This is a genomic window from Burkholderia sp. AU15512, from assembly GCF_002223325.1.
Taxonomy (GTDB): domain Bacteria; phylum Pseudomonadota; class Gammaproteobacteria; order Burkholderiales; family Burkholderiaceae; genus Burkholderia.
Genome location: NZ_NKEX01000003.1, coordinates 1,545,425 through 1,569,387 on the forward strand (window position 1 = coordinate 1,545,425; position 23,963 = coordinate 1,569,387).

25 protein-coding genes are annotated in these 23,963 nt (G+C 68.8%); 14 read left to right on the forward strand and 11 right to left on the reverse strand.

The window, feature by feature from the left end:
• Window positions 1-181: 181 nt before the first annotated feature.
• From CFB43_RS09745 to CFB43_RS09760, 4 genes are all read left to right on the forward strand, one after another.
• Window positions 182-964: a COG4705 family protein gene (locus tag CFB43_RS09745; RefSeq protein ID WP_089494920.1), complete on the forward strand. Its 783-nt coding sequence runs from the start codon at window positions 182-184 to the stop codon at window positions 962-964.
• A 47-nt stretch (window positions 965-1,011) separates the two neighbouring features.
• Entirely contained in the window at window positions 1,012-1,452 is a 441-nt protein-coding gene (locus CFB43_RS09750; RefSeq protein ID WP_089494921.1) for a hypothetical protein, read from the forward strand.
• An 81-nt stretch (window positions 1,453-1,533) separates the two neighbouring features.
• A complete protein-coding gene (locus CFB43_RS09755; protein WP_089440160.1) occupies window positions 1,534-2,199 on the forward strand; it encodes a response regulator transcription factor in 666 nt (221 codons plus the stop codon).
• Window positions 2,175-3,605, forward strand: coding sequence for a sensor histidine kinase (locus tag CFB43_RS09760; RefSeq protein WP_089494922.1), 1,431 nt, complete (start codon window positions 2,175-2,177; stop codon window positions 3,603-3,605). The genes CFB43_RS09755 and CFB43_RS09760 overlap by 25 nt, the downstream gene beginning before the upstream one ends.
• A gap of 3 nt (window positions 3,606-3,608) precedes the next feature.
• On the opposite strand, the gene CFB43_RS09765 is transcribed toward CFB43_RS09760, so the two are convergent.
• On the reverse strand, window positions 3,609-4,073 hold the full coding sequence (locus CFB43_RS09765) for an Lrp/AsnC family transcriptional regulator (RefSeq protein ID WP_006481526.1): 465 nt from the start codon (window positions 4,071-4,073) through the stop codon (window positions 3,609-3,611).
• A gap of 254 nt (window positions 4,074-4,327) precedes the next feature.
• On the opposite strand from CFB43_RS09765, the gene CFB43_RS09770 reads away from it, so the two are divergent.
• Both CFB43_RS09770 and CFB43_RS09775 read left to right on the forward strand, forming a co-directional pair.
• Window positions 4,328-4,879, forward strand: coding sequence for a Spy/CpxP family protein refolding chaperone (locus CFB43_RS09770; RefSeq protein WP_089494923.1), 552 nt, complete (start codon window positions 4,328-4,330; stop codon window positions 4,877-4,879).
• Window positions 4,880-5,014: 135 nt separating this feature from the next.
• A complete protein-coding gene (locus tag CFB43_RS09775) occupies window positions 5,015-5,446 on the forward strand; it encodes a PGDYG domain-containing protein (RefSeq protein WP_089494924.1) in 432 nt (143 codons plus the stop codon).
• A gap of 33 nt (window positions 5,447-5,479) precedes the next feature.
• Here the strand turns inward: CFB43_RS09775 and CFB43_RS09780 are convergent, their stop codons facing one another.
• The 9 genes from CFB43_RS09780 to CFB43_RS09820 all read right to left on the reverse strand — a co-directional run bounded on the left by CFB43_RS09780 (window position 5,480) and on the right by CFB43_RS09820 (window position 14,044).
• Window positions 5,480-5,842 (reverse strand): DUF3022 domain-containing protein, encoded by a 363-nt coding sequence (locus CFB43_RS09780; protein ID WP_047850836.1) that lies wholly within the window; start codon window positions 5,840-5,842, stop codon window positions 5,480-5,482.
• Window positions 5,843-5,855: 13 nt separating this feature from the next.
• Window positions 5,856-6,647, reverse strand: coding sequence for a YhfC family glutamic-type intramembrane protease (locus CFB43_RS09785; protein ID WP_089494925.1), 792 nt, complete (start codon window positions 6,645-6,647; stop codon window positions 5,856-5,858).
• Window positions 6,648-6,701: 54 nt separating this feature from the next.
• The gene (locus CFB43_RS09790) at window positions 6,702-7,745 is read right to left on the reverse strand and encodes a LacI family DNA-binding transcriptional regulator (RefSeq protein ID WP_089494926.1); all 1,044 of its coding nucleotides are present in this window, start codon (window positions 7,743-7,745) and stop codon (window positions 6,702-6,704) included.
• 425 nt (window positions 7,746-8,170) lie between these two features.
• On the reverse strand, window positions 8,171-9,136 hold the full coding sequence (locus CFB43_RS09795; RefSeq protein WP_089495296.1) for an NAD(P)-dependent oxidoreductase: 966 nt from the start codon (window positions 9,134-9,136) through the stop codon (window positions 8,171-8,173).
• 5 nt (window positions 9,137-9,141) lie between these two features.
• Window positions 9,142-10,422, reverse strand: coding sequence for an MFS transporter (locus tag CFB43_RS09800; RefSeq protein ID WP_089494927.1), 1,281 nt, complete (start codon window positions 10,420-10,422; stop codon window positions 9,142-9,144).
• Between the two features lie 310 nt (window positions 10,423-10,732).
• Window positions 10,733-11,725: a sugar kinase gene (locus CFB43_RS09805; RefSeq protein ID WP_089494928.1), complete on the reverse strand. Its 993-nt coding sequence runs from the start codon at window positions 11,723-11,725 to the stop codon at window positions 10,733-10,735.
• Window positions 11,726-11,753: 28 nt separating this feature from the next.
• A complete protein-coding gene (locus CFB43_RS09810; protein ID WP_089494929.1) occupies window positions 11,754-12,518 on the reverse strand; it encodes a xylose isomerase in 765 nt (254 codons plus the stop codon).
• Window positions 12,519-12,719: 201 nt separating this feature from the next.
• Complete coding sequence (locus CFB43_RS09815) at window positions 12,720-13,040, reverse strand: aminotransferase class V-fold PLP-dependent enzyme (protein ID WP_089494930.1); 321 nt, start codon at window positions 13,038-13,040, stop codon at window positions 12,720-12,722.
• Complete coding sequence (locus tag CFB43_RS09820) at window positions 13,037-14,044, reverse strand: iron-containing redox enzyme family protein (protein ID WP_089494931.1); 1,008 nt, start codon at window positions 14,042-14,044, stop codon at window positions 13,037-13,039. Before CFB43_RS09820 ends, CFB43_RS09815 begins: the two co-directional genes overlap by 4 nt.
• A 350-nt stretch (window positions 14,045-14,394) precedes the next feature.
• Between CFB43_RS09820 and CFB43_RS09825 the strand changes: the two genes are divergently transcribed.
• The 6 genes from CFB43_RS09825 to CFB43_RS09850 all read left to right on the forward strand — a co-directional run bounded on the left by CFB43_RS09825 (window position 14,395) and on the right by CFB43_RS09850 (window position 20,003).
• On the forward strand, window positions 14,395-14,601 hold the full coding sequence (locus CFB43_RS09825; RefSeq protein ID WP_226207652.1) for a hypothetical protein: 207 nt from the start codon (window positions 14,395-14,397) through the stop codon (window positions 14,599-14,601).
• Window positions 14,602-14,745: 144 nt separating this feature from the next.
• Window positions 14,746-14,925, forward strand: a complete 180-nt coding sequence (locus CFB43_RS09830; protein ID WP_089494932.1) for a hypothetical protein — start codon at window positions 14,746-14,748, stop codon at window positions 14,923-14,925.
• 76 nt (window positions 14,926-15,001) lie between these two features.
• Entirely contained in the window at window positions 15,002-15,967 is a 966-nt protein-coding gene (locus tag CFB43_RS09835) for an iron-containing redox enzyme family protein (protein WP_089494933.1), read from the forward strand.
• Window positions 15,968-16,004: 37 nt separating this feature from the next.
• Window positions 16,005-16,973 carry a hypothetical protein gene (locus tag CFB43_RS09840; RefSeq protein ID WP_089494934.1) on the forward strand — a complete coding sequence of 323 codons (969 nt, stop codon included), beginning with the start codon at window positions 16,005-16,007 and terminating at the stop codon, window positions 16,971-16,973.
• An 8-nt stretch (window positions 16,974-16,981) separates the two neighbouring features.
• A complete protein-coding gene (locus CFB43_RS09845; RefSeq protein ID WP_089494935.1) occupies window positions 16,982-18,469 on the forward strand; it encodes a hypothetical protein in 1,488 nt (495 codons plus the stop codon).
• A 37-nt stretch (window positions 18,470-18,506) separates the two neighbouring features.
• Window positions 18,507-20,003, forward strand: coding sequence for a GMC family oxidoreductase (locus CFB43_RS09850; protein WP_089494936.1), 1,497 nt, complete (start codon window positions 18,507-18,509; stop codon window positions 20,001-20,003).
• A gap of 16 nt (window positions 20,004-20,019) precedes the next feature.
• On the opposite strand, the gene CFB43_RS09855 is transcribed toward CFB43_RS09850, so the two are convergent.
• Window positions 20,020-20,913, reverse strand: coding sequence for a LysR family transcriptional regulator (locus tag CFB43_RS09855; RefSeq protein ID WP_089494937.1), 894 nt, complete (start codon window positions 20,911-20,913; stop codon window positions 20,020-20,022).
• 112 nt (window positions 20,914-21,025) lie between these two features.
• Between CFB43_RS09855 and CFB43_RS09860 the strand changes: the two genes are divergently transcribed.
• Both CFB43_RS09860 and CFB43_RS09870 read left to right on the forward strand, forming a co-directional pair.
• On the forward strand, window positions 21,026-22,093 hold the full coding sequence (locus CFB43_RS09860; protein ID WP_089494938.1) for a YeiH family protein: 1,068 nt from the start codon (window positions 21,026-21,028) through the stop codon (window positions 22,091-22,093).
• A 103-nt stretch (window positions 22,094-22,196) separates the two neighbouring features.
• Window positions 22,197-23,930, forward strand: a complete 1,734-nt coding sequence (locus CFB43_RS09870) for a ClcB-like voltage-gated chloride channel protein (RefSeq protein ID WP_208450617.1) — start codon at window positions 22,197-22,199, stop codon at window positions 23,928-23,930.
• Window positions 23,931-23,963: the final 33 nt, after the last annotated feature.

Here is a 23,963-nt window from a genome sequence, read left to right on the forward strand (position 1 = left end):
GCTCAAAATCAGTTCCAAGACGAAGAATGATGCGAAACGACCGATAATTTCGACGTTTCGACGACACATTTCGTCTAAACGTCGAAATGACGTTTTTTCCCGCCGCCAGCCCCGCTATGGCTGGCCTAAGTCTTCCGTTTCAGACTGCATGCCGACCACCCGACTTCCAAGGAGGCATCGCATGCAATCCCTGCCCGCTCATCGCACGCCGCACTGGCTGAACAAGGTGCCCGACGTCGCGCTGTCGTTCTGGATCATCAAGATCATGTCGACCACCGTCGGCGAGACCGGCGCGGACTTTCTCGCGGTCAACGCGGGGCTCGGCCAGACCGTCACGCGCGTCGCGATGGCGTCGCTGCTCGCGATCGCGCTGTGGCTGCAGTTGCGCACGCGCCGCTACGTGCCGTGGATCTACTGGCTCACGGTGGTGCTGGTCAGCATCGTCGGCACGCAGATCACCGACCTGCTCACCGACGGCCTGAACGTCAGCCTCTATGCGAGCACCGCCGCGTTTGCCGTCGCGCTCGCCGCGATCTTCTTCGTGTGGCATCGCGTCGAAGGCACGCTGTCGATCGACACGATCGTCACGCCGCGGCGCGAGCTGTTCTACTGGTCGGCGATCCTCTGCACGTTCGCGCTGGGCACCGCCGCAGGCGATCTCGCGACCGAGGCGCTCGGGCTCGGCTTCACGCTCGGCGCGCTGTGCTTCGGCGGCCTGATCGCGGCCGTGTTCGTGATGTGGCGGCTCGGCGCCAATGCGGTACTGGCGTTCTGGATCGCGTACATCCTGACGCGCCCGTTCGGCGCATCGCTCGGCGACCTGCTCACGCAGGCCCGCACCTACGGCGGGCTCGGCTTCGGCGCCGCCTGGACGAGCCTGCTGTTCCTGACCGTGATCGTGCTGCTCGTCGCCGTCGCGCAGTTCGGCAGCGGCCCGCGCACGCAGGCCGGCACCACCGAATGACGCCCTTTCCTTTCCGCGCTTTCCATTCATCGAATCGAGGACACGCCATGCGCATCCCCCATCCCGTTTCCCGTCTCGCCGTTGCCGTTGCCACGATTGCCCTGCTGAGCGCCGCCGCCGGCTGCTCGAAGCAGCAGGACGCGAACGCAGCGACGTCGGCGCCGGCCTCCGCCGCCGCATCGCCCGCGGCAGCCCACGCATCGAAGCTCGGCGACCTGTCGCAGTTCCGCACGATCGCCGTCGACGTGAACACGCTCGTCGCCAAGGGCGACCTGCCCGGCGCGAAAACGCGCATCAAGGATCTCGAGATCGCGTGGGACTCGGCCGAAGCCGGCCTCAAGCCGCGCGCCGCCGCCGACTGGCACATGGTCGATCAGGAGATCGACCGCGCACTCTCCGCGCTGCGCGCCGATCATCCGACCCAGGCCGATTCGGCCGCCGCGATGAAGAACCTGCTCGCGACGCTCGACCGGTTCAGCGGCAAATAAGGATCGCAGCGCGCCGCCGCACGTGACGCCCGTGCGGGAATCGCATACGCTGGCGGCGTTTGCGCCGCACGGAGAACACGCATGCGAATACTGCTCGTCGAAGACGACCCGATGATCGGCGAGGCCGTCCATGCCGCGCTGAAGGACGCGTCGTACGCCACCGACTGGGTCACCGACGGCGTGCGCGCGTTGACCGCGTTCGCCGCGCAGCCCTACGACCTGGTCCTGCTCGATCTCGGCCTGCCCGGCCGCGACGGGCTCGACGTGCTGGCCGCCATCCGCGCGAAGGACGCAAGCGCGCCGCTGCTGATCGTCACCGCCCGCGACGGGCTCGACGATCGGCTGGCCGGCCTCGACGGCGGCGCCGACGACTACATCGTGAAGCCGTTCGAGATGGCCGAGCTGCTCGCGCGAATTCGCGTCGCGATCCGGCGCCGGGCCGGTTCGGCCGCGCCGCTGTTGAGCAACGGGATCGTGTCGCTCGACCCGGCGACGCGCGAGGCCGCCGTCGACGGGCACGCGCCGGTGCCGCTGTCGAATCGCGAGTTCGCGCTGCTGCGCGCGCTGCTGGTGCGCCCGGGCGCGATCCTGTCGCGGCGAGAGCTCGAGGATCGCCTGTACGGCTGGGGCGAGGAAGTCGAAAGCAATGCGGTCGAATTCCTGATCCATTCGCTGCGCCGCAAGCTCGGCAGTACCGTGATCAAGAACGTCAGGGGTGCGGGATGGATGGTTTCAAGAAGCGCCTGAGCGAGTCGATCGGCTTCCGGCTGTCGGTCGCGCTGTCGGCCGCGATCCTGGTCGTCGCGACGGCCGCGGCCGCGTTCGCGTTTTCATCGGCGTTCGACGAAGCGCACGAACTGCAGGACGACGTGCTGCGCGAGGTCGCGACGCTGCTCGACCGCGAGCACGCGTCGTCGCTCCATGCCGACGGCACCGGGCCCGCGCGCGAAAGCGACGAGCTGTCGCGCGTGTTCGTGCAGCCGCTCGGCAGTGCACCGCAACCGCAGCCGGGCAGCGACGGCACGCCGCGGCTCGCGCTGGCGCCGACGCTCGCCGACGGGCTGCATACAGTCGATGCCGGCGGCAGCACGTATCGCGTGATGGTTCGAACCTTCGCGAACGGCGAGCGCATCGCGGTCGCGCAGGAAGCCGGCGTGCGCGACGATGTCGCACGCGAAAGCGCGTGGCGCACCGCGTTGCCGCTGCTGATCCTCGTCCCGATCCTGCTGCTGCTCGTCGCCGATCTCGTGCGCAAGCTGTTCCGCCCGGTGGCCGCGCTGTCCGCCGGCATCGACGCCCGCGACGAGCACGACTTGCGCCCGGTGCCGGCCGAGCGCGTGCCGGTCGAGGTGCGGCCGTTCGTCGTCGCGATCAACCGGATGCTGGCGCGCGTCGCGCAGTCGGTCGCCGCGCAGCGCCGCTTCGTCGCCGACGCCGCGCACGAACTGCGCTCGCCGCTCACGGCGATGTCGCTGCAGGCCGAGCGCCTCGCCGAGGCCGACCTGCCGGACGATGCGCGCGCACGCCTCGCCGCGCTGCGCGGCGGGCTCGACCGCAGCCGCCACCTGATCGGGCAGCTGCTTGCGCTCGCGCGGGCGCAAAGCGCGCCGGCCGCGCCGCCCGGCGACGTGTCCGTCCATGCGATCTATCGGCGCGTGCTGGAAGACCTGATGCCGCTCGCCGACGCGAAAACCCTCGACATCGGCATCGAGGACGGCCCGGACACGCACGTGCCCGTCGACGAGCTCGAACTCGTGTCGCTCGTGATGAACCTGGTCGACAACGCCATCCGCTACACGCCGCCGGGCGGACGCGTGGACCTGTCGACGCAACGCACGGACACGCACGTGTGCGTGACGATCGCCGACACCGGGCCGGGCATCGCGCCGCACGAACTCGAACGTGTTTTCGACCCGTTCTACCGGGTGCCCGGCAACGCGCAGATCGGCTCCGGGCTCGGCCTGTCGATCGTGAAGATCGTCGCGGACCGGATGGGTGCCGACATTACGCTCGCCTATGCGGATGAAACGGAAGCGCGCGGGTTGCGCATCTCGGTGCGGATTCCGCTCGTGCGGCCGCCTGGCGCGGCGCAGCCCGACAGCCGGGCCGATACCCCGGCGCAACACGCACGACGCGACGCAGGCCGCGCATGAGCGTCAGCCGCCGATGGTCCCGCGATCGATCTTGCGCGACAGGATGATCGACGTCGTCGTGCGTTCGACGCCTTCGAGCGTGCCGATCTGGTCGAGCAGGTCGTTGAGCCGTTCGGGCGAATCGGCGCGCAGCCACGCGACGTAGTCGTACTCGCCGCTCACCGCGCACAGCAGTTGCACCTCGGGCATCCGGTCGAGCTTGCGCAACACGTCCTTGCCGAACTTCGGCGTGAGGATGATGCCGACGTACGCGTAAATGCTTGCATCGAGCACGTCCTGCCCGAGCCGGACGCTGTAGCCGGCGATCACGTTGGTGCGTTCGAGCCGCGCGATGCGGGCGACGACCGTCGTGCGCGCGACGTCGAGCTGGCGCGCGAGATCCGCGACGCTGGCACGCGCATCGGCCTGCAGCAGCGCGACCAGTTGCCGGTCGAGATCGTCGAGTTGGTCGAGGCGGGGTGGACGCATGAGGCTGGGCCGGGGCACGACGCGCCGGCTGAGTGGAAGGTGACGCGATGATAGCGCCGAACGCCGGCCCGCCCAAACGGCGCCGCCACGATCCGGCCGGATCCTTTCAATTTCGATTCGTATCGGATGTAAGCAAGTGTCGCATTCGCTGCTGCACCGCATTCAACGTGCTACTAATAGCTGGCGACGCGAGAAGCGCGCTTGCGGCACTCGCCGCCGCGCCCGCTCGCAAGACACCACCCGGAGAGCCAACCATGAAGAAAATCTCGCTCACCCTCGCTACGCTCGCCGTTGCAGCCAGCGCGTTCGCGCAAACCCCGGCGCAGCCGCAAGCGCCCGCCCAGGCCCCCGCAACGACGGCCGCGGCGTCGGCCCCGAGCGCCGAGCAGCGCGCGGCGCGCCACGAAGCGCGCGTCGAGCAGCGCATCAAATACCTGCACGACCAGCTGAAGATCACGTCGGCGCAGGAACCCCAGTGGAAGGCGTTCGCGGACACGATGCGCGATAACGGCGACACGATGGGCCGCCTCTATCGCGAGCGGATGGCGAAGCACGACGTCTCCGCACTCGACGACATGAAGCAGTACGCGGAACTGTCGCAGGCGAACGCCGACGGCGCGAAGAAGCTCGCCGACGCCTTCGCGCCGCTCTACGAGAGCTTCCCGGCCGACCAGAAGGCGCTGGCCGACACGACGTTCCGCAGCTGGCTGCACCACGGCAGCGAGCACCGCGGCAAGGGCAAGACGAAGGGCACGGATGGCAAGGCGGCAGCCGCGCCGGCCGCCAGCGCACCCGCGCAGCCCTGACGCCCGCCCTGCCGGCGCCGTACCGCCCGTCCGGGCCGAACGGCGCAGCGCCCCTCCAGGCGACCGGCGCGTCACACGGCGCGCCGGATTCGGGATAAGCTCCCGGCTTTTACCGCTTTCCCGCCCTTTCCCGCCATGCTCGAACTCAAGCACCTCGACCTGCGTACCGATCCGCAGGCCCGTCGCGTCGTCAAGGACGAAACCGTCGCCGTTGCCTTCGCGGAGGCCGACGGCGAACTGATGAGCCTCGAAGGCCCGAACCGCTATGCGGCGGGCGACGCGCTGATCACGGGCTCGACCGGCGACCGCTGGGTCGTGTCGCGTGCGCGCTTCGACGCCAAATACCTGCCCGCCGATCCGGCACTCGCACACGGCGCACCGGGCGCCTACCGGAACCGGCCGGCCGTCGTGCTCGCCCGCCGGATGGACGAGCCGTTCACGATCGCCCGCTCGGAAAACGGCGACACGCTGCGTGGCGTCGCCGGCGACTGGGTGATGCAGTACGCGCCCGGCGACTACGGTGTCGTGCAGGCGCAGCGCTTCGCGCAGGTCTACCGCGACGCGTAATGCAGCGCGCCGGCATGGCGCCGGCGCGAACGGTCACGCAAAGTCTTCGTCGAGTACGAGTTCCGCGTCGCGCTCCACGGCCTCGCCGGCCGCGTGACGCTCCTCGAGCGACCCGAGCATCGCTTCCGTATACGCATGCAGCACCGCATGGCTGCGCGCCCGTTGCATCGGCTTGAGCGCCAGGTAGCGCGCGAGCGCGGCCGGCACGATGCGGATATCGAGCGTCATCCGCTTCGGCGCCGAGCCGAAACGCATCGCGAGCCACTGCACGGACAGGAACCGCCCGCGTGCGTCGCTGCTTTCGGCGAAACGCGTCTGCTCCGGAAAGAGATCGCAGATCACGCGTGCGAGCGCGTCGAATTCCGCGCTCTGGCATTCGATCAGATAGTCATCCATCCCGTCTCTCCCGTCAGGCTGCCGATTGCGACGGCCGGCATGCCTTCACCAGCACGACGACCAGGATCGCGGCGAGCACGAAATACGCGGCCTCGACCCCGGCGGCCGGCAGCACGCGCACCTGGTACAGCAACGCCGGCGCGGCCGCGAGCGCGTGCAGCAGGATCGCCAGCGGCAACACGCCCGCGCGGCCGGCGCGCACGCCACGCCAGACCAGCACCGACAGCGCGAGCTGCAGCACGAATGCCGTGCATCGTTCGAGCAGCAACAGCAGCATCGACTGCGCCGACAGCGTCGCGAGCATCACGTGCAGGCGCACGACGGTATCGCCCGGCAGGTCGGCGAGCTGCGTCTCGAGCTGGCCGCGGCTCGCGAGCCACGCGAGATACGACCACTGGCCCCACACGAGTACGCCGACGAACCATGCTTCGGCGCCACCGTGACCGATCCCGTAGCCGATTCCGCGGCTGTCGCCGGCCGACGACGGGCCATAGCGGCGATTCAGGAAACGCATCCCGAGATAGCGGCCGGCTTCCTCGAACACGGCGGTCGCGAGCGCGCTGTACGCGACGAACGCGAGCGGCTGCGTGAGCCAGCCATCCGGCGGCGTCTGGCTCAGCACGAGCCCGTGGAACGCGCGTTCGAGGATCATCGCGAACAGCGTGAAGACGGCCACGCCGACGATCGTGTCGCGGCGGTTCAGCGCCAGCGGCTTGCGCAGGAGTCGGTAGAGGACGAGCGGCAGGAGCGCGATGATCAGCGTGGCGGCGATCAGCACCGCCAGCGTGACGGGAGCGACAGTCATGTATTTCCTTGTTCGGGGCAGCGCACCTGACGCGCTGCGTGCCCCGAATGATACTCAGCTTGCGGTCGACGCGCGCGCAACCAGCTCGCCCGGCAACAGCGAGACGCGTACGTCGCCCGCCGCGCCGTCGATCCGCTCGTGCACGAATTCGACGGCCTTGTAGCCGATTTCGTAGGTCGGCTGGCGGATTGTCGTGATCCCGATCAGCTCGGCCCATTCCGGATCGTCGATCGACAGCAACGCCGCCCGCTGCTGCCATGCGGTGCCGAAACGCGCGCGCAGGTGGCGCGCGATCGCGAGTGCGACCGGCGCGTTCGCGGCGAACAGCACCGCGCGCACGCCACGCCGTGCCGCGTCGTCGATGCGGGCATCGATGTCGGCCAGCGCCGCCGTGACCGCGTCGGGCGCGTCCAGATCGAGCACGACCGTCGACGGCACCGTCAGCCCGCGCGCCGCCAGTGCCGTGCGGAACGCGGCCTCGCGCAGGCGCCGCGAGCTGACGCGCTCGAACGGCTGCACGACGAAATGGATCGCGTCGAAGCCGTGTTCGACCAGGTGCGCGAGTGCCGTCTCGATCGCGTCGGCGTTGTCGAGGCCGATCAGGTCGGCCTCGAAGCCTTCGACCGTGCGGTCGACGAGCACGGCCGGGATGCCGGCGCCGCGCAGCGGGCGCAGCACGTCCTCGTCGGCGCCGAGCGCGTTGACGATCAGCCCTTCGACGCGGTAGGTCGTGAGCAGCTGCAGGAAGCGGCGCTCCATCTCGACTTCGTTTGCCGCGTGACAGATCAGCGGCATGTAGCCGAGCGCGTGGCATGCGGCCTCGACGCCCTGCAGCACTTCGACGGTATAGGGATTGGTCAGGTCGGCCGCGAGCATGCCGAGCAGGCGGTTGCGGCCGCGCTTGAGCCCGCGCGCCATCTGGTTCGGCCGGTAATTGAGCCGCGCGATCGCCGCTTCGATCCGCTGGCGCAGATCGGTGGACAGCACGTGCGTCTCGCCGTTCAGGTAGCGCGACACACTGGTCTTGCCCGTGCCGGCCTCGCGCGCGACATCGCTGATCGTCGCCGGACGCGTCGTGGTTAGTTGCGAATCGGTCACTGTCGTGCCTCGCGACGTACGATCCGCGCCGCTTCGTGAGCAGACGGACCTTTGTTGTTGGAAACGTAAGCCACCCGGTGGAATCTCCCTGTCGGTCAGCGTTGGCGCTTTAGCGCTTACGCTGACCCCATGCTTCGCGGTCGGTCAGCGTTAGCCCTTCAGCGCTTACGCCGCCCCCCCTGCTTCGCGATGATCAGCGCCGGCGCGTCGGCATCCGCCCCAGTCACCTGCAACAGCAGTCGGCCGCACCGGATCTGGCGCGGATACCCGTCGCGAAACGCCGCCGGCAGCATTGCCGGGCGCGTCGATACGACGCGCGGGGATCATAACGCAGCCAGCCCTCCGGCACCAAGACCATCGACTCTAACGAAGCCGGCGCCCCGCCGGCCGGGGGTCGGCCGGGGTCGCCCCGCTACCGCCGCGGCTCAAGCGCGTGCGCGCGCGTCCGGATTGACGAGATTCGTGCGCAGCGTGCCGGCCAGCGCGCCGACCAGGTTTTCCGCGGCGCAGCGCGCCATCGCGTGGCGCGTCTCGTGCGTCGCCGAGCCGATATGCGGCAGCGCGACGACGTTCTTCATCTGCAACAACGGCGAATCCGCCGCCAGCGGCTCCTTCTCGAACACGTCGAGCCCCGCGCCGCGGATCGTGCCCGCGCGCAGCGCATCGATCAGCGCGGCTTCGTCGACTACCGGCCCGCGCGACGCGTTGATCAGGATCGCACCGCGCTTCATCTTCGCGAATTCGGCCGCACCGATCAGGTGGTGCGTTTCCGGCGACAGCGGCACCTGCAGGCACACGAAATCCGCTTGCGCGAGCAGTTCGTCGAGCGTGACGCGCCGCGCGCCGTACTGTGACTCGGCTTGCGCATGCGCGGAGCGGTTCGCGTACAGCACCTGCATCCGGAAGCCGAGCGCCGCGCGGCGCGCGACCGCGCCGCCGATCCGCCCGAGTCCGACGATGCCGAGCGTCTTGCCCTGCACGTCGGTGCCGTACAGGTCGGGGCCGATGCTGCGATGCCAGTGGCCGGCCTTCACCCACTCGGCCAGCTCGACCACGCGTCGCGCGGACGCGAGGATCAGCGAGAACACCGTATCGGCGGTCGATTCGGTCAGCACGTCCGGCGTATGCGCGAGCACGATCCCGCGCCGCGTGAGATCCGCGACGTCGAAGTTGTCGTAGCCCACCGAGATCGTCGACCACGCTTTCAGCCGCGGTGCGCGGTCGAGCATCTGCGGCGTGACCTTCAGGCTCGCGCCGATCGCGCCGTCCGCGTCGCGGAGCGCATCGGCGAGGGCGGCGGCGCCGTCGGCCGGCACGACGTCCGCATGCTCGCGCAGGTACGCGAGGACGTCATCGGGCAGCGGCTTGTACGCGACGATACGGGGCTTCATCGGATTCATTTTCCTTGCAGCGGCGTCGCGAGCGGATGCGTATCGCGCGCCTGGGGTTTGACGGACAGCGTGAGGATCACCGCGGCGACGAGCGCGGCGCTCATGAACGCGTACGACGCGACGGGCGAGCCGGTCGCCCCGTTCAGGTAGCCGACGAAGTACGAGCCGACGAACGAACCGAGCGCGCCCATGCTGTTGATCAGCGCCATCGCGCCGCCGGCGACATTCTTCGGCAGCAGTTCCGGCACGATCGCGAAGAACGGGCCGTACGGCGCGTACATCGCGGCGCCGGCCACGACCAGCAGCGCATACGAGATCCAGAAGTGCGACGAGCCGAGTGCGTACGATGCGGCGAACGCAGCCGCGCCGATCAGCAGGAACGGCCACACGAAACCGCGGCGGGAGCCGACCTTGTCGGACGCCCACGACGCGGCAATCATCGCGATCGTCGCGGCGAGGTACGGCAGCGCCGACAACCAGCCGGTCGCGACCATCCCGAGGTCGGAGCCGTTCTTGACGATCGACGGCAGCCACAGCACGAAGCCGTACACGCCGATGCTCCAGCAGAAATACTGTGCGCACAGCTTGATCACGGCCGGCGAGCGGAACGCTTCGCCATAGTTGCGCACGGGCTTGATCGTTGCCTGCTCGGCCGCGAGCGCGGCGTCGAGGTCGCGCTTTTCCTGCGCGTTGAGCCACGGCGAATCGGCCGGCTTGTCCTGCACGAGGAACCACCAGCACACGGCCCAGAGCACGGCCGGCACGCCTTCGGCGATGAACATGTGGCGCCAGCCGAATTCGTGCACGAGATAGCCCGACACGATCGACATCCACAGCACGGTGACCGGGTTGCCGAGGATCAGGAACGTGTTCGCGCGCGAGCGTTCGTTCTTCGTGAACCAGTTGCTGATGTAGATCAGCATCGCCGGCATCACGGCCGCCTCGACGACGCCGAGCACGAAGCGGATCGCCATCAGCGACGGGATGTTGCTGACCACGCCCGTGAGCGCCGCGCACGCGCCCCACAGGATCAGGCTGACGAACACGAGCTTCTTCACGCTGCGGCGTTCCGCATAGATCGCGCCGGGAATCTGGAAGAAGAAATAGCCGAGGAAGAACAGCGCGCCGATCAGCGACGACAGGCCCTTGCTGATCCCGAGGTCCTGGTTGATGCCGGCCGCGGCCGCGAAGCCGTAGTTCGCGCGGTCGAGGTAGGCGAGGCTGTACGTGATGAAGACGATCGGCATGATCGTCCACCAGCGGCGGGCAGCGAGTGTGTTGGCCATCAGAATGTCTCCTGTGTCGATCCACGTTAGCGCTTTAGCGCTTACGTGGATCCCATGCTTCGCGGTCGATCAGAGTTAGCGCTTTAGCGCTTGCTCTGATCCCATGCTTCGCGGTCGATCCACGTTAGCGCTTTAGTGCTTACGTGGATCCCATGCTTCGCGGTCGGCCGAAGTTAGCGCTTTTGCGCTTATTCCGGCCCCACGCTTCGCAGTCGACCAGAACAAACGCTTTAGCGCTTATTCCGGCCCCGTACCTTGCCGTGCGCCTGCACGACGAAATGAGTCCGCGGATTGTGCCGTGTCCGGCCTCTCATTGCGCGGTGAAGCTTTCCTCTAAGCGATCGGTGCGATTGCTGACGTTTTCGAATCGATCGAGCGCGGCGCGGGTCGGCAACCCTTCCGAGTCGCCGATCACCTGGATCGCGAGCGCACCGATCCGGTTGCCGCGCGCCACCGCCTGCTCGACCGTCCTGCCCTCCAGCAGCGCGCTGACCACGCCGACCGCGAAGCCGTCGCCGGCGCCGACCGTATCGACGACGTTCTGCACGCGCACGCCCGCCACGGTTCCGTCACGGCCGTCGGCCATCCGGTAGTACGCGCCTTCCGCACCGAGCTTGATCACGACACCGCGCGCGCCCTGTGCAAGATAGAAGCCCGCGATGTCGGCCGGCGTGTCGTGCCCGGTCAGTTGCCGCCCTTCGGCGATGCCCGGCAACACCCAGTCCGCGAGCGACGCGAGCGCGTTCAGCGTCTTCGCCATCACGTCGGCGGACGGCCACAGCGTCGGGCGCAGGTTCGGGTCGAACGAGATCGTCTTGCCGGCCGCGCGCATTTCGCGCGCGAGCTTGAACGCGAGCTCGCACGACGTCGCGGAGAGCGCCGGCGCGACGCCCGTCAGGTGCAGGTGGCGCGCGCCGAGCACGTAGTCGGCCACGTAGTCGTCGCACGACAGGTGGCTCGCGGCCGAGCCCTTGCGGAAATATTCGACGGTCGGGTCGCTGCCGTCGTCGTTGCGCGACTTGAGCTGGAAACCGGTCGGGTAACGCGGATCGACGCTCACGCACGACGCGTCGATGCCCTCGCGCGCCAGCGTGTCGAGCACGTAGCCGCCGAACGAATCGCGGCCGACACGGCTCATCCAGCCGACCCGGAAGCCGAGCCGCGACAGGCCGATCGCGACGTTCAGGTCGGCGCCCGCGACCCGCTTCGTGAACTGCGTCGCGTGCGCGAGATGGCCGGGCTCGGTCGCGACGAACATCGCCATCGCTTCGCCGTAGGTCACGACATCGAGTGCTGCTTTCATGAATGTACTCTCCAGGATCCTTCCGCCGTCACGCCGTGGCGAGCCACGCAACGCGCCGGCATGCATCGCCCGCCAGGTCGGCCGCGTCGAACGGGAACTCGATGCCGCGCGGCGCGTGTTGCGGCAGCACCGCGAGCACGCCGGTCACGAGCGGGTCGTTCGGGGCCGGCGCGGTGGCGAAACGGCGCGCGCCCTCGCCCGCGACTGCCTTGCAGTGAATGTATTCCACATGCGGCGCGAGCACTTGCGCGCAATCAAGCGGCGCTTCGCCCGGCCACTGCCAGTTGCCGATGTCGAACGTCATCCCGAGCGCATCGGGCATGCCCGCCGCGGCCAGTGCGTCGAACAGCCCGCGGAACTGCGCGAGCGCGCCGCCGGCCGGAAGCTGACCGTTCTCGACCACCACGCGGGCCCGCGCGCCGCGCGACAGCGCGACGATCTCGGCCGCGTGCGCGTCGCCGGCGAAGCCGCCGAGCTGGAATTTCACGAAGCGCGCGCCGAGCGCGTCGGCTTCCGCGAGCGCGCTGCCCAATGCGTCCGCATCGAGCGCGCCCGCTTCCGTGTACAGGTTGGCCGGCGTCGAATAGACCGACCACAACCCGTGGCTGGCCAGTTGCGCGCCAAGCGCGGCCAGCGCGCCGGGCGCAGTATCGTCTTCCGACGCGAACAGTTCGCGCCGCACCTCGAAACCGGTCGCACCGGATGCCGCCGCGGTCGCGACGAATGCACGGTGGCCCTCCTGTCGCACCCGGTCCATCCCGAATGCGCTCGCCACGATCACGATGTCTGCCATATTGCCCTTCTATTTCCGGAATGGAACCGGTTCCATTCATTTGAGACGGATGGTGCGCCTCGGACGGGGTCCGCACCATAGTGGAAATCCCTAGCAGGCTGTTCATCGCGGGACGGCCGGCGCCATCACGCTGCGTGGCCGCCGCGGACTGGATCGACGGATACTCGACCGCGCGCACGATGATCCGCCGGGCCGGTGTAGTCATGGCGAAGGCCCGGCGCGCGCGTTGTCCGACCACGCGAAGCCGGCAAGCGCGAGGTTGTTCGCTTCGGTCGCGCCGCTCGTGAACACGATCCATTCGGGCGTGACGCCGACGCGTGCCGCGACGGCCGCCCGCGCGCCGTCGAGCGCATCGCGCGCGAGCCGCCCCTGCCGGTGCGACGCCGACGGGTTGCCGTACACGCCGCGCCAGTACGGCGCCATCGCATCGATCACTTCCGGCGCGACGGGTGTGCGCGCATTGAAGTCGAGGTCGACGAACCGTTCGCCCGCGCCCCGCCCTGTCGCGTCGGCCCCGCTCATAGCGAGAAGAAGTCGACCTTCAGCCGCGGCACGTAGTTCGACATGTCGGTGTAGTACTGGATCACCTGGTCATGGAACTGATCGAACGCGTGCTTCACGTCGTGCATGTGATTGATCGCGACGTGCGCGGCGTCGGCCGACACGTCGGGCGTGCGCGCGAGCGCCTGCTCCAGCAGGCCCGCATGGCCCGCGCCGACGTCGATGCGCATATGGCGCATCAGGCCGTCGAACACGTCCGCGTCGAGCCCGGCGGCGCGCGCGATCTCGCCCCACGCGCCGCGCGCGCCGGCCTCGTCCTCCGGGCTCGCCTCGATCAGCTTCAGGCAGCACAGGTAACCGAGCGACGACGCGCGGCCGACCTCGCACAGCATGTTCACGAGCGACAGCGTACCGATCACGGGATGCGCGTCGCGGATCTGCTCGCGCGGGATGCCGAGCTTCTCGACCGATGCGGCGATCAGCCCGTGATGCGCGTACTCGTCGGCCAGGTAGCCGCACAGCAGCTCGGCCGTCGCCTGGTCGCGGCAGTGCGCGATCGCCGCGCCGACGTGACGCGGCGCGAGCCGCACGAAGTGGTAGGTCTCGAGCAGCAGCCCGGCGATCAGGTCGCGGCCGGCCTCGCCCCGCTCGAGCATGCCGAACAGCCGGTGATAGCCGATCTGCGCGCGCCACATTCGGGCGCTGCGCTCGACCCGCTCGAGAAAGTCCGCCGCGGCGATCGTGGTGGCCGGCCGTTCGCGGCGCAGCAGGCCGAGTTCGTCCAGTTGCCCGACGATCGTCCGCACGCTGCCGAACGACACGTCCGAGCACTGCGCGATGTCCTCGAGCGTGTGCCGCCCGTCCAGGTAGCGCTTCATGCGCAGGAACGCGTCGCGCGTGCCCTGCACCTGCTCGAGCTCGAAGCGCTCGTCGCCCACGATCATTGCCAGCCGCTCGCCGGCCAGCGCGACGAGCGTGCAATGCCGCAGCCTCGGCCGCACGCCGGTTTCCGTCGTCTCGCCCATGTCTTGGTCTCCTGGTTCGCTCGACCACCCGTCGATGCATTTTTCGAAACGATCGACGCATGTGCTGATTCAGGGAAAATAATCGCACATGCCATTAAATCGATCTTGAATCGCGCAAACGTTGTACTAGATTATCTCCAGGATTCCGGTAATTCAAGAAATCCGCAGATGCTTAAAATAACTTTCACTTTTACAAGAAGATAAAACGGGGCTCCATTCCAGCGAATCATTCCACCATATTTGAAGATCGGAGATGCCGCCGCTCCGGTGCCGCCTTGGCCGCGGCATGGCTGCGTGCCGCGCTAATGGCGGCTGGGCGCTTGCGCCCGTTCTCATCGTCGGAGGTTGCTATGAGTGAACCGCTTACTGTCATCGTGCCGCGAGGCACCAAGGTCGCCGTCAAGGAGGTCGACGCGTTGCAGACCGTCGACCCGCGCGCCGGCGCCGATCGCCACGCGCTGATCGTCGGCGGCGCGGATCTCAAGGTCGCGATCGCGAAACAGGCGGACGGCTTGCCGCTTTCGGCACGGGCCGCATTCATGACCATGTGCGGATGAATATCGACCAATTAATCATCCGCACAACGGATGAAAGGAAATAAACCAGACATTCTCATTTCGTTCCGGATTTCGCTGCAAATTCTCCAGCCCGATTATTCGAATCAGGCCGGATGCCCTTTCATTTTTCAAACGGTGATCGATATGGCAAATACTCAGCAGGCAACGGTTCATGAAGTGAAAAACGCCGAACCGGGCAAGAACGTGTTCGACGGCCACAAGGTGGATCTCTACATCAATACGGGCACGCTCGGCGGCAAGCACTACCTTGTCACCGTCAACAAGCCCGATGGCACGCCGACGCTGATCGCGATCCACCTGTAATCGCCGCCGCACCGGTTCAGCCAGTTGCGGGGCGAGCCGCACGCCCGCCCCGCGCGCCCACTTCGGGAGCCTCATCATGGAACGGATCGAATCGCCCGCGCCCCGCCCGCGGCTGGTGGCGCCCGTGGCGCTGCGGCACGTCGACGCGCTGCCCGGCAGCCCGCATGCCGCCGTCGCGCTGGCCCGCACGCTTGACCAGTTCGACGGCCGCCACGATCTCGACGAGATCGCGCGCGACGAGTCCGAGCTGCCGCGCGCGCTGCTCGACGAACTGGTCGGCACGCTCGACGAGGCCGGCCTGATCGACGACGACGCGCCGGTCGCGAGCCGCGCGGGCTCGGAAGTGATCCTCGAGATCGAGGATCTCGTCGAGCAGTACTGCGAGCAGACGCTCTACCGCAATCCGTTCTGGCGCGCGTGCCTCGACACGCGCTCGCCGGGCGACCTGCCCGAACGGCTCGCGATCGGCATGGTGATCGAGAACTGGCACTTCCTGTTCCGCGAAAGCTATTTCGATGCGCCCGTGCTGTCCTACGTGCCGAGCACGCCGGTGCGACTGACGCTCAACCGTTTCTTCTCCGAGGAGTACGGGCACGACGAGATCCTGCTGCGCGCACTGAATTTCGCGGGGCTGAGCCGCGCCGACATGCTCGATGCGATCCCGCTGCCCGAGACGATGGGGCTGTGCAACGCGCTCGCGTACTGGTCGCACAGCGATCCGCTGTTCTTCTTCACGACGCTCGGCCTGCTCGAAGGCCAGGGCATGCAGCACGACAGCTTCATCCAGGCGTGCGAGCGCGCGCAACTGCCCGACGGGCTCGTCGGCCCGCTCAAGACACACGCGAACATCAACCTCAACGCCGCGCACGGCAGCCTGACACGCGCGATCTTCCAGGACGTCCCGGTGCTCGACGCCGCCACCGTCGCGCGCGTGAAGGCCCAGCTGCGGCTGTTCGTCGAGCTCTACGACGACTTCTACACGGCCGTCTGGCATTACTACACTTCCGACGCGCCGCTGCTGCGGCGCGTGTCCGACCTGTGAGGCGACCACCATGGACAGCTCGCTAGCAGCTCCTGCGATGCCGAAATTCCGCGGCATCGTCACCTCGCAGCTCACGGATACCGACGCCGTGCTGTGTGCCGGCGTCCGGCAGTGCACGTTCCGCTTCGCGCCGGACGAGGCGACCGACGTCGCACGCCTGATCGGCGACCTGCACGTGGGCGGCCTGACGCCCGAGGAACTGGCCACGCGCTCGCGCCGCATCGCCGACAAGATTCCGCCTCTGCTCGCCGATTTCAACGCGCTGCGCCTGCTGATCGAATCGGATCCGCGCCGCGCCGCGGTCGCGACGAGCGGCGCGCAGCTGTACCGCGACATCCGCCGGATCGCGGATCGCACCGCCGCGCGCAGCGCGCGCTCGGCATTCCTGCGCGCGCTGGTCGAACAGCGCGCGACACGCCGCCAGTTGATCGGCTATGCCCTCGAGTATTACTGGATCGTGCGCGCGGCGCCGGGGCTGATCGGCCCCGCGCTCGGCTGGGCCGCCAGTACCGCGGAGCGCACGCTGCTGCAGGACTTCCTGAAATCGGAGCTCGGCCACGACCGGTTTCTCGCGGCGGCGCTGAAGGCCGCGGGGCTCGCCGATGCCGAGATCGAGCAGCACCAGCCGCTGCCCGCGACGTTTTCGCTCGCGGCCGCGCTCGGCGTGCACGCGCGCCAGCATCCGCTGTCGTTCAAGGCGAGCCTGTTCCTGTTCGAGCGCGCGCAGCCCGCGTTCATCGACGCGTTCGACGCGCGCTGCGTCGCGCTCGGCCTGCCCGAAGGGTTCTACCGGCCGCTGCGCGCACACGCGGACCTGAACGACACGTACCGGCACGAGGACATCTCGCGGCAGTTGATGGCGCTCGACACCGCGATCGATCCCGAAGCCTGCACCGTCACCAAGCGCAACGTCTCGCTGATGGTCGAGACGCTGGTGCGCCAGGAACACACCATCCTCGCCTACTACGCAGACGACAGCGCGCCGCTGCCGCGCATCTTCCACTGAGGGCCGCCATGGAGCTCTGGACATTTCAGCGTTATCAGTCGCCGCGCCTCGTCATCGACGCGATCCACCACGAGCCCGGCTCGGCGCTCGTCAGCATGCGCGCAGGCGCCCACGAATACCGGCTGGCGTTCGACGCGAGCGACGCCGCCGACCAGATCGCGGCGCAGCTCCACGGCCTGACCGACACGGCGTCGCCGCTGTGGTCGACGCTGCTCGACAGCGAACCCGACTCCGGCTGGCACGCGCTCGGCACGTTTCTCGACACGCATTCGCTGATTGGCGAGGCCGTCGATACGGCCGCCGATGCGCTCGCCGCGCAGGCCGCGCGGATCGACTCGTGCATCGCGCAGACGGTCGCCGCGAGCCTGGCCGGGCTCGACTCCGCGCGGCGCGATGCGATCGCGCGCGACGCCGCGACGCTGCGGCTGCACCTCGACCGGCCCGCCTCCGCGCGCACGCTGTTCGACGCGCACGACGATCCGTTCGACGCGCAGGTCGAACCCAACTTCCATCTCGCGCTGCTGCGCATCGAGTTCGAATACTTCCACCGCGCGGCGCCGCTCACGCTGGCAGCCGTCGACCTGATGCTCGACGTGTTTTCCGGCACGCCCCGCGCGAGCGCCGCGCAGGATCCGCGGTTCGACACGGCCGGACTGTACGACGAGCACGATCTGATGTCGCATCTGTGGCTCGTCGCGTCGAGCCTCGTCGCCGCGAGCGGCGACGACGCGCAGCGGCTGCCGTGCGCGGACCTGCCGGCCGTGTCGCTGTCGAGCGGGCTCGAGTTCATGCGCCAGACCGAACTGATCACGCGCGAAACGCTGAACCGCTGGGGCGCGAATCCGTACGTGAGCGCGATCGATGCGCTGAACGGCGGCTATTCGCCGCTCGTCGCGGGCCCGTTCATCGAGCAGTACCACGTGACGCGGCGCTTCGTCGAAATCATCGCGCCGCTGCTGAGCATGCGGCTCAGCATCCCGCTGCGCGCGATGATGTTCCGCTACTACGGCGAGGAATACGGCCACGAGGCGCTCGAAAGCACGACCTGCGAGGCGCTCGGCGTCGCGCGCCACCTGCTCCCGCAGATCGTGCCGCTGCCGCTGCACTTCGCGTTCGTCGACACGCTCACGCTGCTCGCCGATGCCGATCCGGTGTCGTCGTTCGCCGCGATCATGGTCGTCGAGGGCATCTTCGGCGAGCCGCCGAAGATGTCGCTGCGCCTGATGGCCGCGGTCAAGGACAACGACGCGTTCCACAGCGTATCCAGCGATCACGAGGAGCTGAACGAATCGCTGAACCACAACAGCATCTCCCGCGACATGTTCGAGCGGATCGCCGCGATCGATCCCGCGCGCCAGGCGATCGCGATGCACCGCATCCTGTTCCTGCTCGAACTGAACCACCGCGCGTGGAGCGGCATCGCCGGCTTCTACGGCGCGCAGTCCACGCTCGCGCTGCACGGCCCGTACGGCCGGCTGCTCGACCCGCGCGGCTGACGGCACCGCGCCGGCTCACACGCACCAGGAGAACCCCATGGACGAACACTACGACTACATCGTCATCGGCTCCGGCTCGGCGGGCAGCATCGTCGCCGCGCGACTCGCCGCCAACCCGTCGATCAAGGTGCTGCTGCTCGAGGCCGGGCCGCTCGCGTCGCATTACCCGCCGATCCGCGACCCGAACCAGATCAACTGCCTGTATCGCATCGACGCGATTCACTGGGGCTACAAGAGCGTGCCCCAGACGCGCATGAACGACCGCGTGATGGACGTCTGGCGCGCGAAGGTGACGGGCGGCTGCACCGCGCACAACGACATGGTCTACGTGCGCGGCGCGCCCGCCGACTTCGACCAGTGGGCGAGCCAGTACGGCTGCGCCGGCTGGCGCTACCAGGACGTCGCGCCGCACTTCGAGCAGGTCGAAAGCATGCTGCAGCCGACCACCACGACGCGCAACGCGTTCGGCGAGGCGTTCGTCAGCGCGAGCGAGCAGCTCGGCCACCGCTACAACCCGAACTACAACGACGGGCGTCCGATGGCCGGCGTGTCGCCGCTGCGCTCGACGATCGACACGCGCTTCCAGCGCGTGACGAGCTACCAGCGCTACGTCGAGCCGCTGCTCGCGCGGCAGTCGAACCTGACGCTGGCCGCCGAATCGCTCGTCGAACGGATCGAGTTCAACGGCACGGGGCGCGCCGCCGCGGTGTTCTACATCCGTGGCGGCACGCGCGTGCGCGCGGCGGCCGACCGGGAAATCCTGCTGTGCGCCGGCGCCATCAACTCGCCGCAGATCCTGATGCGCTCGGGCGTCGGCGACGCCGCGCAGTTGCGGCGGCTCGGCATCCCCGTGCAGGCGGACCTGCCGGGCGTCGGCGCGAACCTGATGGACGCGCTGATCTTCCAGGGCATCTGGACGTCGCGGCAGCCGATCCTCGACCAGCCCGTCAACGAGGGCTACGCGATCGTCTGGGCGAACGCGAATGCCGACGGCCAGCCGGCCAATGCGGCCGAGATGATGCGCGGACGCTATACGTGCGGCCAGTCCGAGCAGGAGCTGCGCGGTTTCTATTCGGTCACGGGCGACATGATGCGGCTGCAGAGCCGGGGCCGCGTCGCGCTGCGCTCGGCCGATCCGGCCACCGCGCCGCTGATCGACATGAACTTCCTGTCGGCGCCGGGCGACTTCGAGCAATGCGTGCAGGGCTTCGAGCTGATGCGCTCGCTCGGCAACGCGCCGGGGCTGTCGGCCTGGCGCGGCGAAGAGCAGACGCCCGGGCCGTCGGTACGCACGCCCGCCGAGATCCGCAACTGGATCCTGAGCAATGCGGGCTCGCTCAGCCACCCGGTCGGCACGTGCCGGATGGGCACCGGCAACGACGCGGTGGTCGATCCGCAATTGCGCGTGCGCGGGGTCGAGGGGCTGCGGGTCATCGACGTGTCGATCATGCCGCGCATCACGTCCGGGCACACGCAGGGACCGGCGCTGATGATCGGCGAGAAAGGCGCCGCGCTGGTGCTCGCACACGCGTGACGGCGCGCGCGGCCCGTCACGCGGGCGTCTGCGCGAGGCTCATCGCGAGGAACTGCGCGGCGAGCCGCGACGGCGCGCCGCCATGCGGCACGAGGATCGAGAAGTGCCGCGTGAGCGGCTCGGGCGCGAGCGACCGCATCGCGAGCGCGGCATCGTCGTGACGCAGCGACATCGCCGATACGAACCCGACGCCCATCCCGGCCCGCACGGCTTCCTTCACGGCCTCGACGCCCGCGATCTCGAACGCGACGCGCATCGGCGCCGCGCCTTGCGCGAACGCGCGCTCGACGAGCTGCCGCACGGCGGAACCTGCCTCGCGCAGCACGAGCGGATGGGCCGCCAGCGCGTCGAGCGTGACCCCCGACGCGTATTCGGGCGCCGCCAGCGGATGCCCGGTCGGCACGATCGCCACGATCTCGTCCTCTCGCCACGCGTGCACCGCGGTGCCCGGCGGCAGCGCCTCGCCGGGCGGCCCTTCGATCATCGCGATATCGAGCGACGGCAGCGCCGCGACCACGTCGGCCGTGTTGCCGCTCATCGTCTGGATCGCCACGCGCGGCGCGCGCGGCTGGAACGCCGCGATCAGGTACGGCAGCAGGTAACTCGCGGGCGTCGTGCTCGCGCCGATGCGCAGCGTGCCGGCCTCGAGGCCGCGTACCGCGTCACGAAACGCACGCGCCTGCGCAAACGTGTCGCGCTGCGCCTTCGCGTACTGCGCGAGCTGTTCGCCGACGGGGGTCAGGCGGATGCCGCGGCCGTCGCGCTGGTACAGCGGCTCGCCGAATTCGTCCTGTAGCAGCCGCAACTGGCCCGACACGGCCGGCTGCGACAGATGCAGCGCCACGGCGGCGTGGCTGATGTTCAGGTGCTCGGCGACGGCGGCGAACGTTATCAGTTGATCCGGGGTCATGGGGATAAATTATCGGCTTTCCGGATAGTTTACGTCACAAATCACAATTTTTCATATCGATATAACGAAATTAGGATTACACCATCGCCACACGCTCCATCACGGTGCTTCCATGTCCACTGCTCCGAGTCCCCATCTCAGCCCCGCCGCGCCGTCGATGCGCGGCCAGTTGAACGGCGTGCTGTTCGTCGCGCTGTTCGCCGCCGCCGTCACGAGCCTGTCCCAGCTTCCCGCGATCGCGGGGCTCGGCCTGTCGCCGCTGATCGTCGGCATCGTTGCAGGCGCGTTGTACGGCAACGCGCTGCGCGACGGCATGCCGGCCAGCTGGGCGGCCGGCGTCAATTTCTCCGCGCGCAAGCTGCTGCGCATCGCGGTCGCGTTCTTCGGGTTGCGCGTGAGCCTGCAGGAAATCGCGCAGGTCGGGCTGCCGGGCCTGACGGTGTCGGTGCTGGTCGTCGTCAGCACGCTCGTGATCGGCACCTGGGCCGGCATCAAGATCATGAAGCTCGACCGCGATTCGGCCCTGCTGACCGCCGCCGGCAGCGCGATCTGCGGCGCGGCCGCCGTGCTCGCGTTCGAATCGACGCTGCAGTCGAAGCCGCACCAGAGCGCGATGGCCGTGGGCAGCGTCGTGCTGTTCGGCACGCTGTCGATGTTCCTGTACCCGATCGCGTATCACGCCGGGCTGCTGACCCTCGATCCGGCTGGCCTCGGCCTGTTCTTCGGCGGCACGATCCACGAGGTCGCGCAGGTGGTCGGCGCGGCGAGCGACATCAGCCCGCAGGTCGCGCACATCGCGACGATCGTCAAGATGACCCGCGTGATGCTGCTCGTGCCGGTGCTGCTGGTGCTCGGCGGGTGGCTGGCCCGCTCGGCACGTGCGACCGCCGGCGGCGCGCAAGGCAAGCGCAAGGTGGCCGTGCCCTGGTTCGCGCTCGGTTTCCTCGGTTTCGTGATCGTCAATTCGCTGAACGTGCTGCCCACCGACGTCACCCACACGCTGAACGTGCTCGACACCTTCGCGCTGACGATGGCCATGACCGCGCTCGGCATCGAAACCCGCGTCGCGCAGATCCGCGCAGCCGGCCCCCGGGCGCTGATGACCGGCCTGATCCTGTACGTGTGGCTGATCGCCGGCGGCTACGGGATCACCTGGGCCGTTCAGCACTGGCTTGGCTGAGTTGCCCGCCCGTGACACTTCGCGCGCCGCGCCCGACGGTAGGATCCCGCGGGCGCGGCGCAGTGCTATGCTTCGCGTCGTTTTCCATCGCCCTCTTTCAGCCGTGCTCTCGTTCCTGCTGAAGCTGCGCACTCGCGCCCAAACGCTGTTCCGCCTGTCGGACGCCCATACGATGCTGATCTGGTCGGCCATCGTCGGCGTCGGCGGCGCCTTTGCCACGATGGCGTTCCGCGAAGGCATCGACCTGATGCAGCACCTGATCTCCGGGCAAAGCGGCAGCTTCGTGCAGATGGCCAAGCGCCTGCCGTGGTACGTGCGGTTCTGGATGCCGGCCGCGGGCGGCTTCCTCGCCGGCTGCGTACTGCTGCTCGCGACCCGCGGCGCCAAGCAGGCCGCCAAGACCGACTACATGGAATCGGTCGCGCTCGGCAACGGCATCGTGCCGGTCCGCCAGAGCCTGTGGCGCAGCGTGTCGTCGCTGCTGACGATCGGCAGCGGCGGCTCGATCGGCCGCGAAGGCCCGATGGTGCAGCTCGCGGCGCTCGCCGCGTCGCTGGTCGGCCGCTTCGTGCACTTCGACCCGCCGCGCCTGCGCCTGCTGGTCGCCTGCGGGGCGGCCGCCGGCATCACGTCCGCGTACAACGCGCCGATCGCCGGCGCCTTCTTCGTGTCGGAGATCGTGCTCGGCGGCATCGCGATGGAAAGTCTCGGGCCGATGATCGTCTCGTCGGTCGTCGCGAACATCGTGATGCGCGAATTCGCCGGCTACCGGCCGCCGTACGAGATGCCGGTGTTTCCGGCCGTCACCGGCCCGGAAGTGCTGCTGTTCGTCGTGCTCGGCGCGCTGTGCGGCGTGCTCGCGCCGCAGTTCCTGCATCTGCTCGATGCGTCGAAGAACCAGTTCAAGCGGCTGCCCGTGCCGCTGCCCGTGCGGCTCGCGCTCGGCGGCCTCGTCGTCGGCGTGATCTCGGTCTGGGTGCCGGACGTGTGGGGCAACGGCTACAGCGTGGTGAACCTCATCCTCCACTCGCCGTGGACCTGGCAGGCACTCGTCGCGGTGCTCGTGTTCAAGGTGATCGCGACCTCCGCCACCGTCGGCTCCGGCGCGATCGGCGGGGTGTTCACGCCGACGCTGTTCGTCGGCGCGGTGTTCGGCTCGCTGTTCGGGCTCGCGATGCAAGCGGTGTGGCCCGGCCATACGTCGGCGTACTTCGCGTACGCGATCGTCGGGATGGGCGCGTTCCTGACGGGCGCCACGCAGGCGCCGCTGATGGCGATCCTGATGATCTTCGAGATGACGCTCAGCTACCAGGTCGTGCTGCCGCTGCTGGTGTCCTGCGTATTCGCGTACTTCGTCGCGCGCGCGACCGGCACGACGTCGATGTACGAGATCACGCTGCACCACCACCAGGATGCCGAGGAACGCAGCCGGATCCGCACCACGCAGATGCGCGAACTGATCCAGCCCGCGCAGACGGTCGTGCCGCTCACCGCGAGCGTCGCCGACATGACGCGCGTGTTCCTCGAATATCCGGTGAAGTATCTGTACGTGACCGACGACGCCGGGCGCTTTCGCGGCGCGGTCGCGCTGAAGGACATCACGTCGGACCTGCTCGACAAGCGCGACACGGCCGACAAGACGGCCGCGCACTATGTGCACACGCCGTTTCCGCTGCTCACGCCCGACATGCCGCTCGCCACCGCGCTCGAACGCTTCATGGCGTTCCAGGGCGAACGCCTGCCGGTGATCGAAAGCGAAGCCGAGCCGACGCTCGCCGGGGTCGTCTACAAGACGTCGCTGCTCGATGCGTACCGGCGAATGACCGGCGAACGCTGACCGGCCGGTTCGCCGCCGGCAGCGTGACGAAGG

Excerpts from the sequence above, each read along its gene's own strand:
- CFB43_RS09770 (WP_089494923.1), top strand. The coding sequence starts at position 4,328 with ATGAAGAAAATCTCGCTCACCCTCGCTACGCTCGCCGTTGCAGCCAGC.
- CFB43_RS09855 (WP_089494937.1), bottom strand. The coding sequence starts at position 20,913 with ATGACCCCGGATCAACTGATAACGTTCGCCGCCGTCGCCGAGCACCTG.
- CFB43_RS09810 (WP_089494929.1), bottom strand. The coding sequence starts at position 12,518 with ATGGCAGACATCGTGATCGTGGCGAGCGCATTCGGGATGGACCGGGTG.
- CFB43_RS09840 (WP_089494934.1), top strand. The coding sequence starts at position 16,005 with ATGCCGAAATTCCGCGGCATCGTCACCTCGCAGCTCACGGATACCGAC.
- CFB43_RS09815 (WP_089494930.1), bottom strand. The coding sequence starts at position 13,040 with ATGAGCGGGGCCGACGCGACAGGGCGGGGCGCGGGCGAACGGTTCGTC.
- CFB43_RS09755 (WP_089440160.1), top strand. The coding sequence starts at position 1,534 with ATGCGAATACTGCTCGTCGAAGACGACCCGATGATCGGCGAGGCCGTC.
- CFB43_RS09765 (WP_006481526.1), bottom strand. The coding sequence starts at position 4,073 with ATGCGTCCACCCCGCCTCGACCAACTCGACGATCTCGACCGGCAACTG.
- CFB43_RS09835 (WP_089494933.1), top strand. The coding sequence starts at position 15,002 with ATGGAACGGATCGAATCGCCCGCGCCCCGCCCGCGGCTGGTGGCGCCC.
- CFB43_RS09850 (WP_089494936.1), top strand. The coding sequence starts at position 18,507 with ATGGACGAACACTACGACTACATCGTCATCGGCTCCGGCTCGGCGGGC.
- CFB43_RS09805 (WP_089494928.1), bottom strand. The coding sequence starts at position 11,725 with ATGAAAGCAGCACTCGATGTCGTGACCTACGGCGAAGCGATGGCGATG.
- CFB43_RS09745 (WP_089494920.1), top strand. The coding sequence starts at position 182 with ATGCAATCCCTGCCCGCTCATCGCACGCCGCACTGGCTGAACAAGGTG.
- CFB43_RS09820 (WP_089494931.1), bottom strand. The coding sequence starts at position 14,044 with ATGGGCGAGACGACGGAAACCGGCGTGCGGCCGAGGCTGCGGCATTGC.
- CFB43_RS09785 (WP_089494925.1), bottom strand. The coding sequence starts at position 6,647 with ATGACTGTCGCTCCCGTCACGCTGGCGGTGCTGATCGCCGCCACGCTG.
- CFB43_RS09760 (WP_089494922.1), top strand. The coding sequence starts at position 2,175 with ATGGATGGTTTCAAGAAGCGCCTGAGCGAGTCGATCGGCTTCCGGCTG.
- CFB43_RS09780 (WP_047850836.1), bottom strand. The coding sequence starts at position 5,842 with ATGGATGACTATCTGATCGAATGCCAGAGCGCGGAATTCGACGCGCTC.
- CFB43_RS09795 (WP_089495296.1), bottom strand. The coding sequence starts at position 9,136 with ATGAAGCCCCGTATCGTCGCGTACAAGCCGCTGCCCGATGACGTCCTC.
- CFB43_RS09860 (WP_089494938.1), top strand. The coding sequence starts at position 21,026 with ATGTCCACTGCTCCGAGTCCCCATCTCAGCCCCGCCGCGCCGTCGATG.
- CFB43_RS09775 (WP_089494924.1), top strand. The coding sequence starts at position 5,015 with ATGCTCGAACTCAAGCACCTCGACCTGCGTACCGATCCGCAGGCCCGT.
- CFB43_RS09825 (WP_226207652.1), top strand. The coding sequence starts at position 14,395 with ATGAGTGAACCGCTTACTGTCATCGTGCCGCGAGGCACCAAGGTCGCC.
- CFB43_RS09845 (WP_089494935.1), top strand. The coding sequence starts at position 16,982 with ATGGAGCTCTGGACATTTCAGCGTTATCAGTCGCCGCGCCTCGTCATC.
- CFB43_RS09800 (WP_089494927.1), bottom strand. The coding sequence starts at position 10,422 with ATGGCCAACACACTCGCTGCCCGCCGCTGGTGGACGATCATGCCGATC.
- CFB43_RS09830 (WP_089494932.1), top strand. The coding sequence starts at position 14,746 with ATGGCAAATACTCAGCAGGCAACGGTTCATGAAGTGAAAAACGCCGAA.
- CFB43_RS09750 (WP_089494921.1), top strand. The coding sequence starts at position 1,012 with ATGCGCATCCCCCATCCCGTTTCCCGTCTCGCCGTTGCCGTTGCCACG.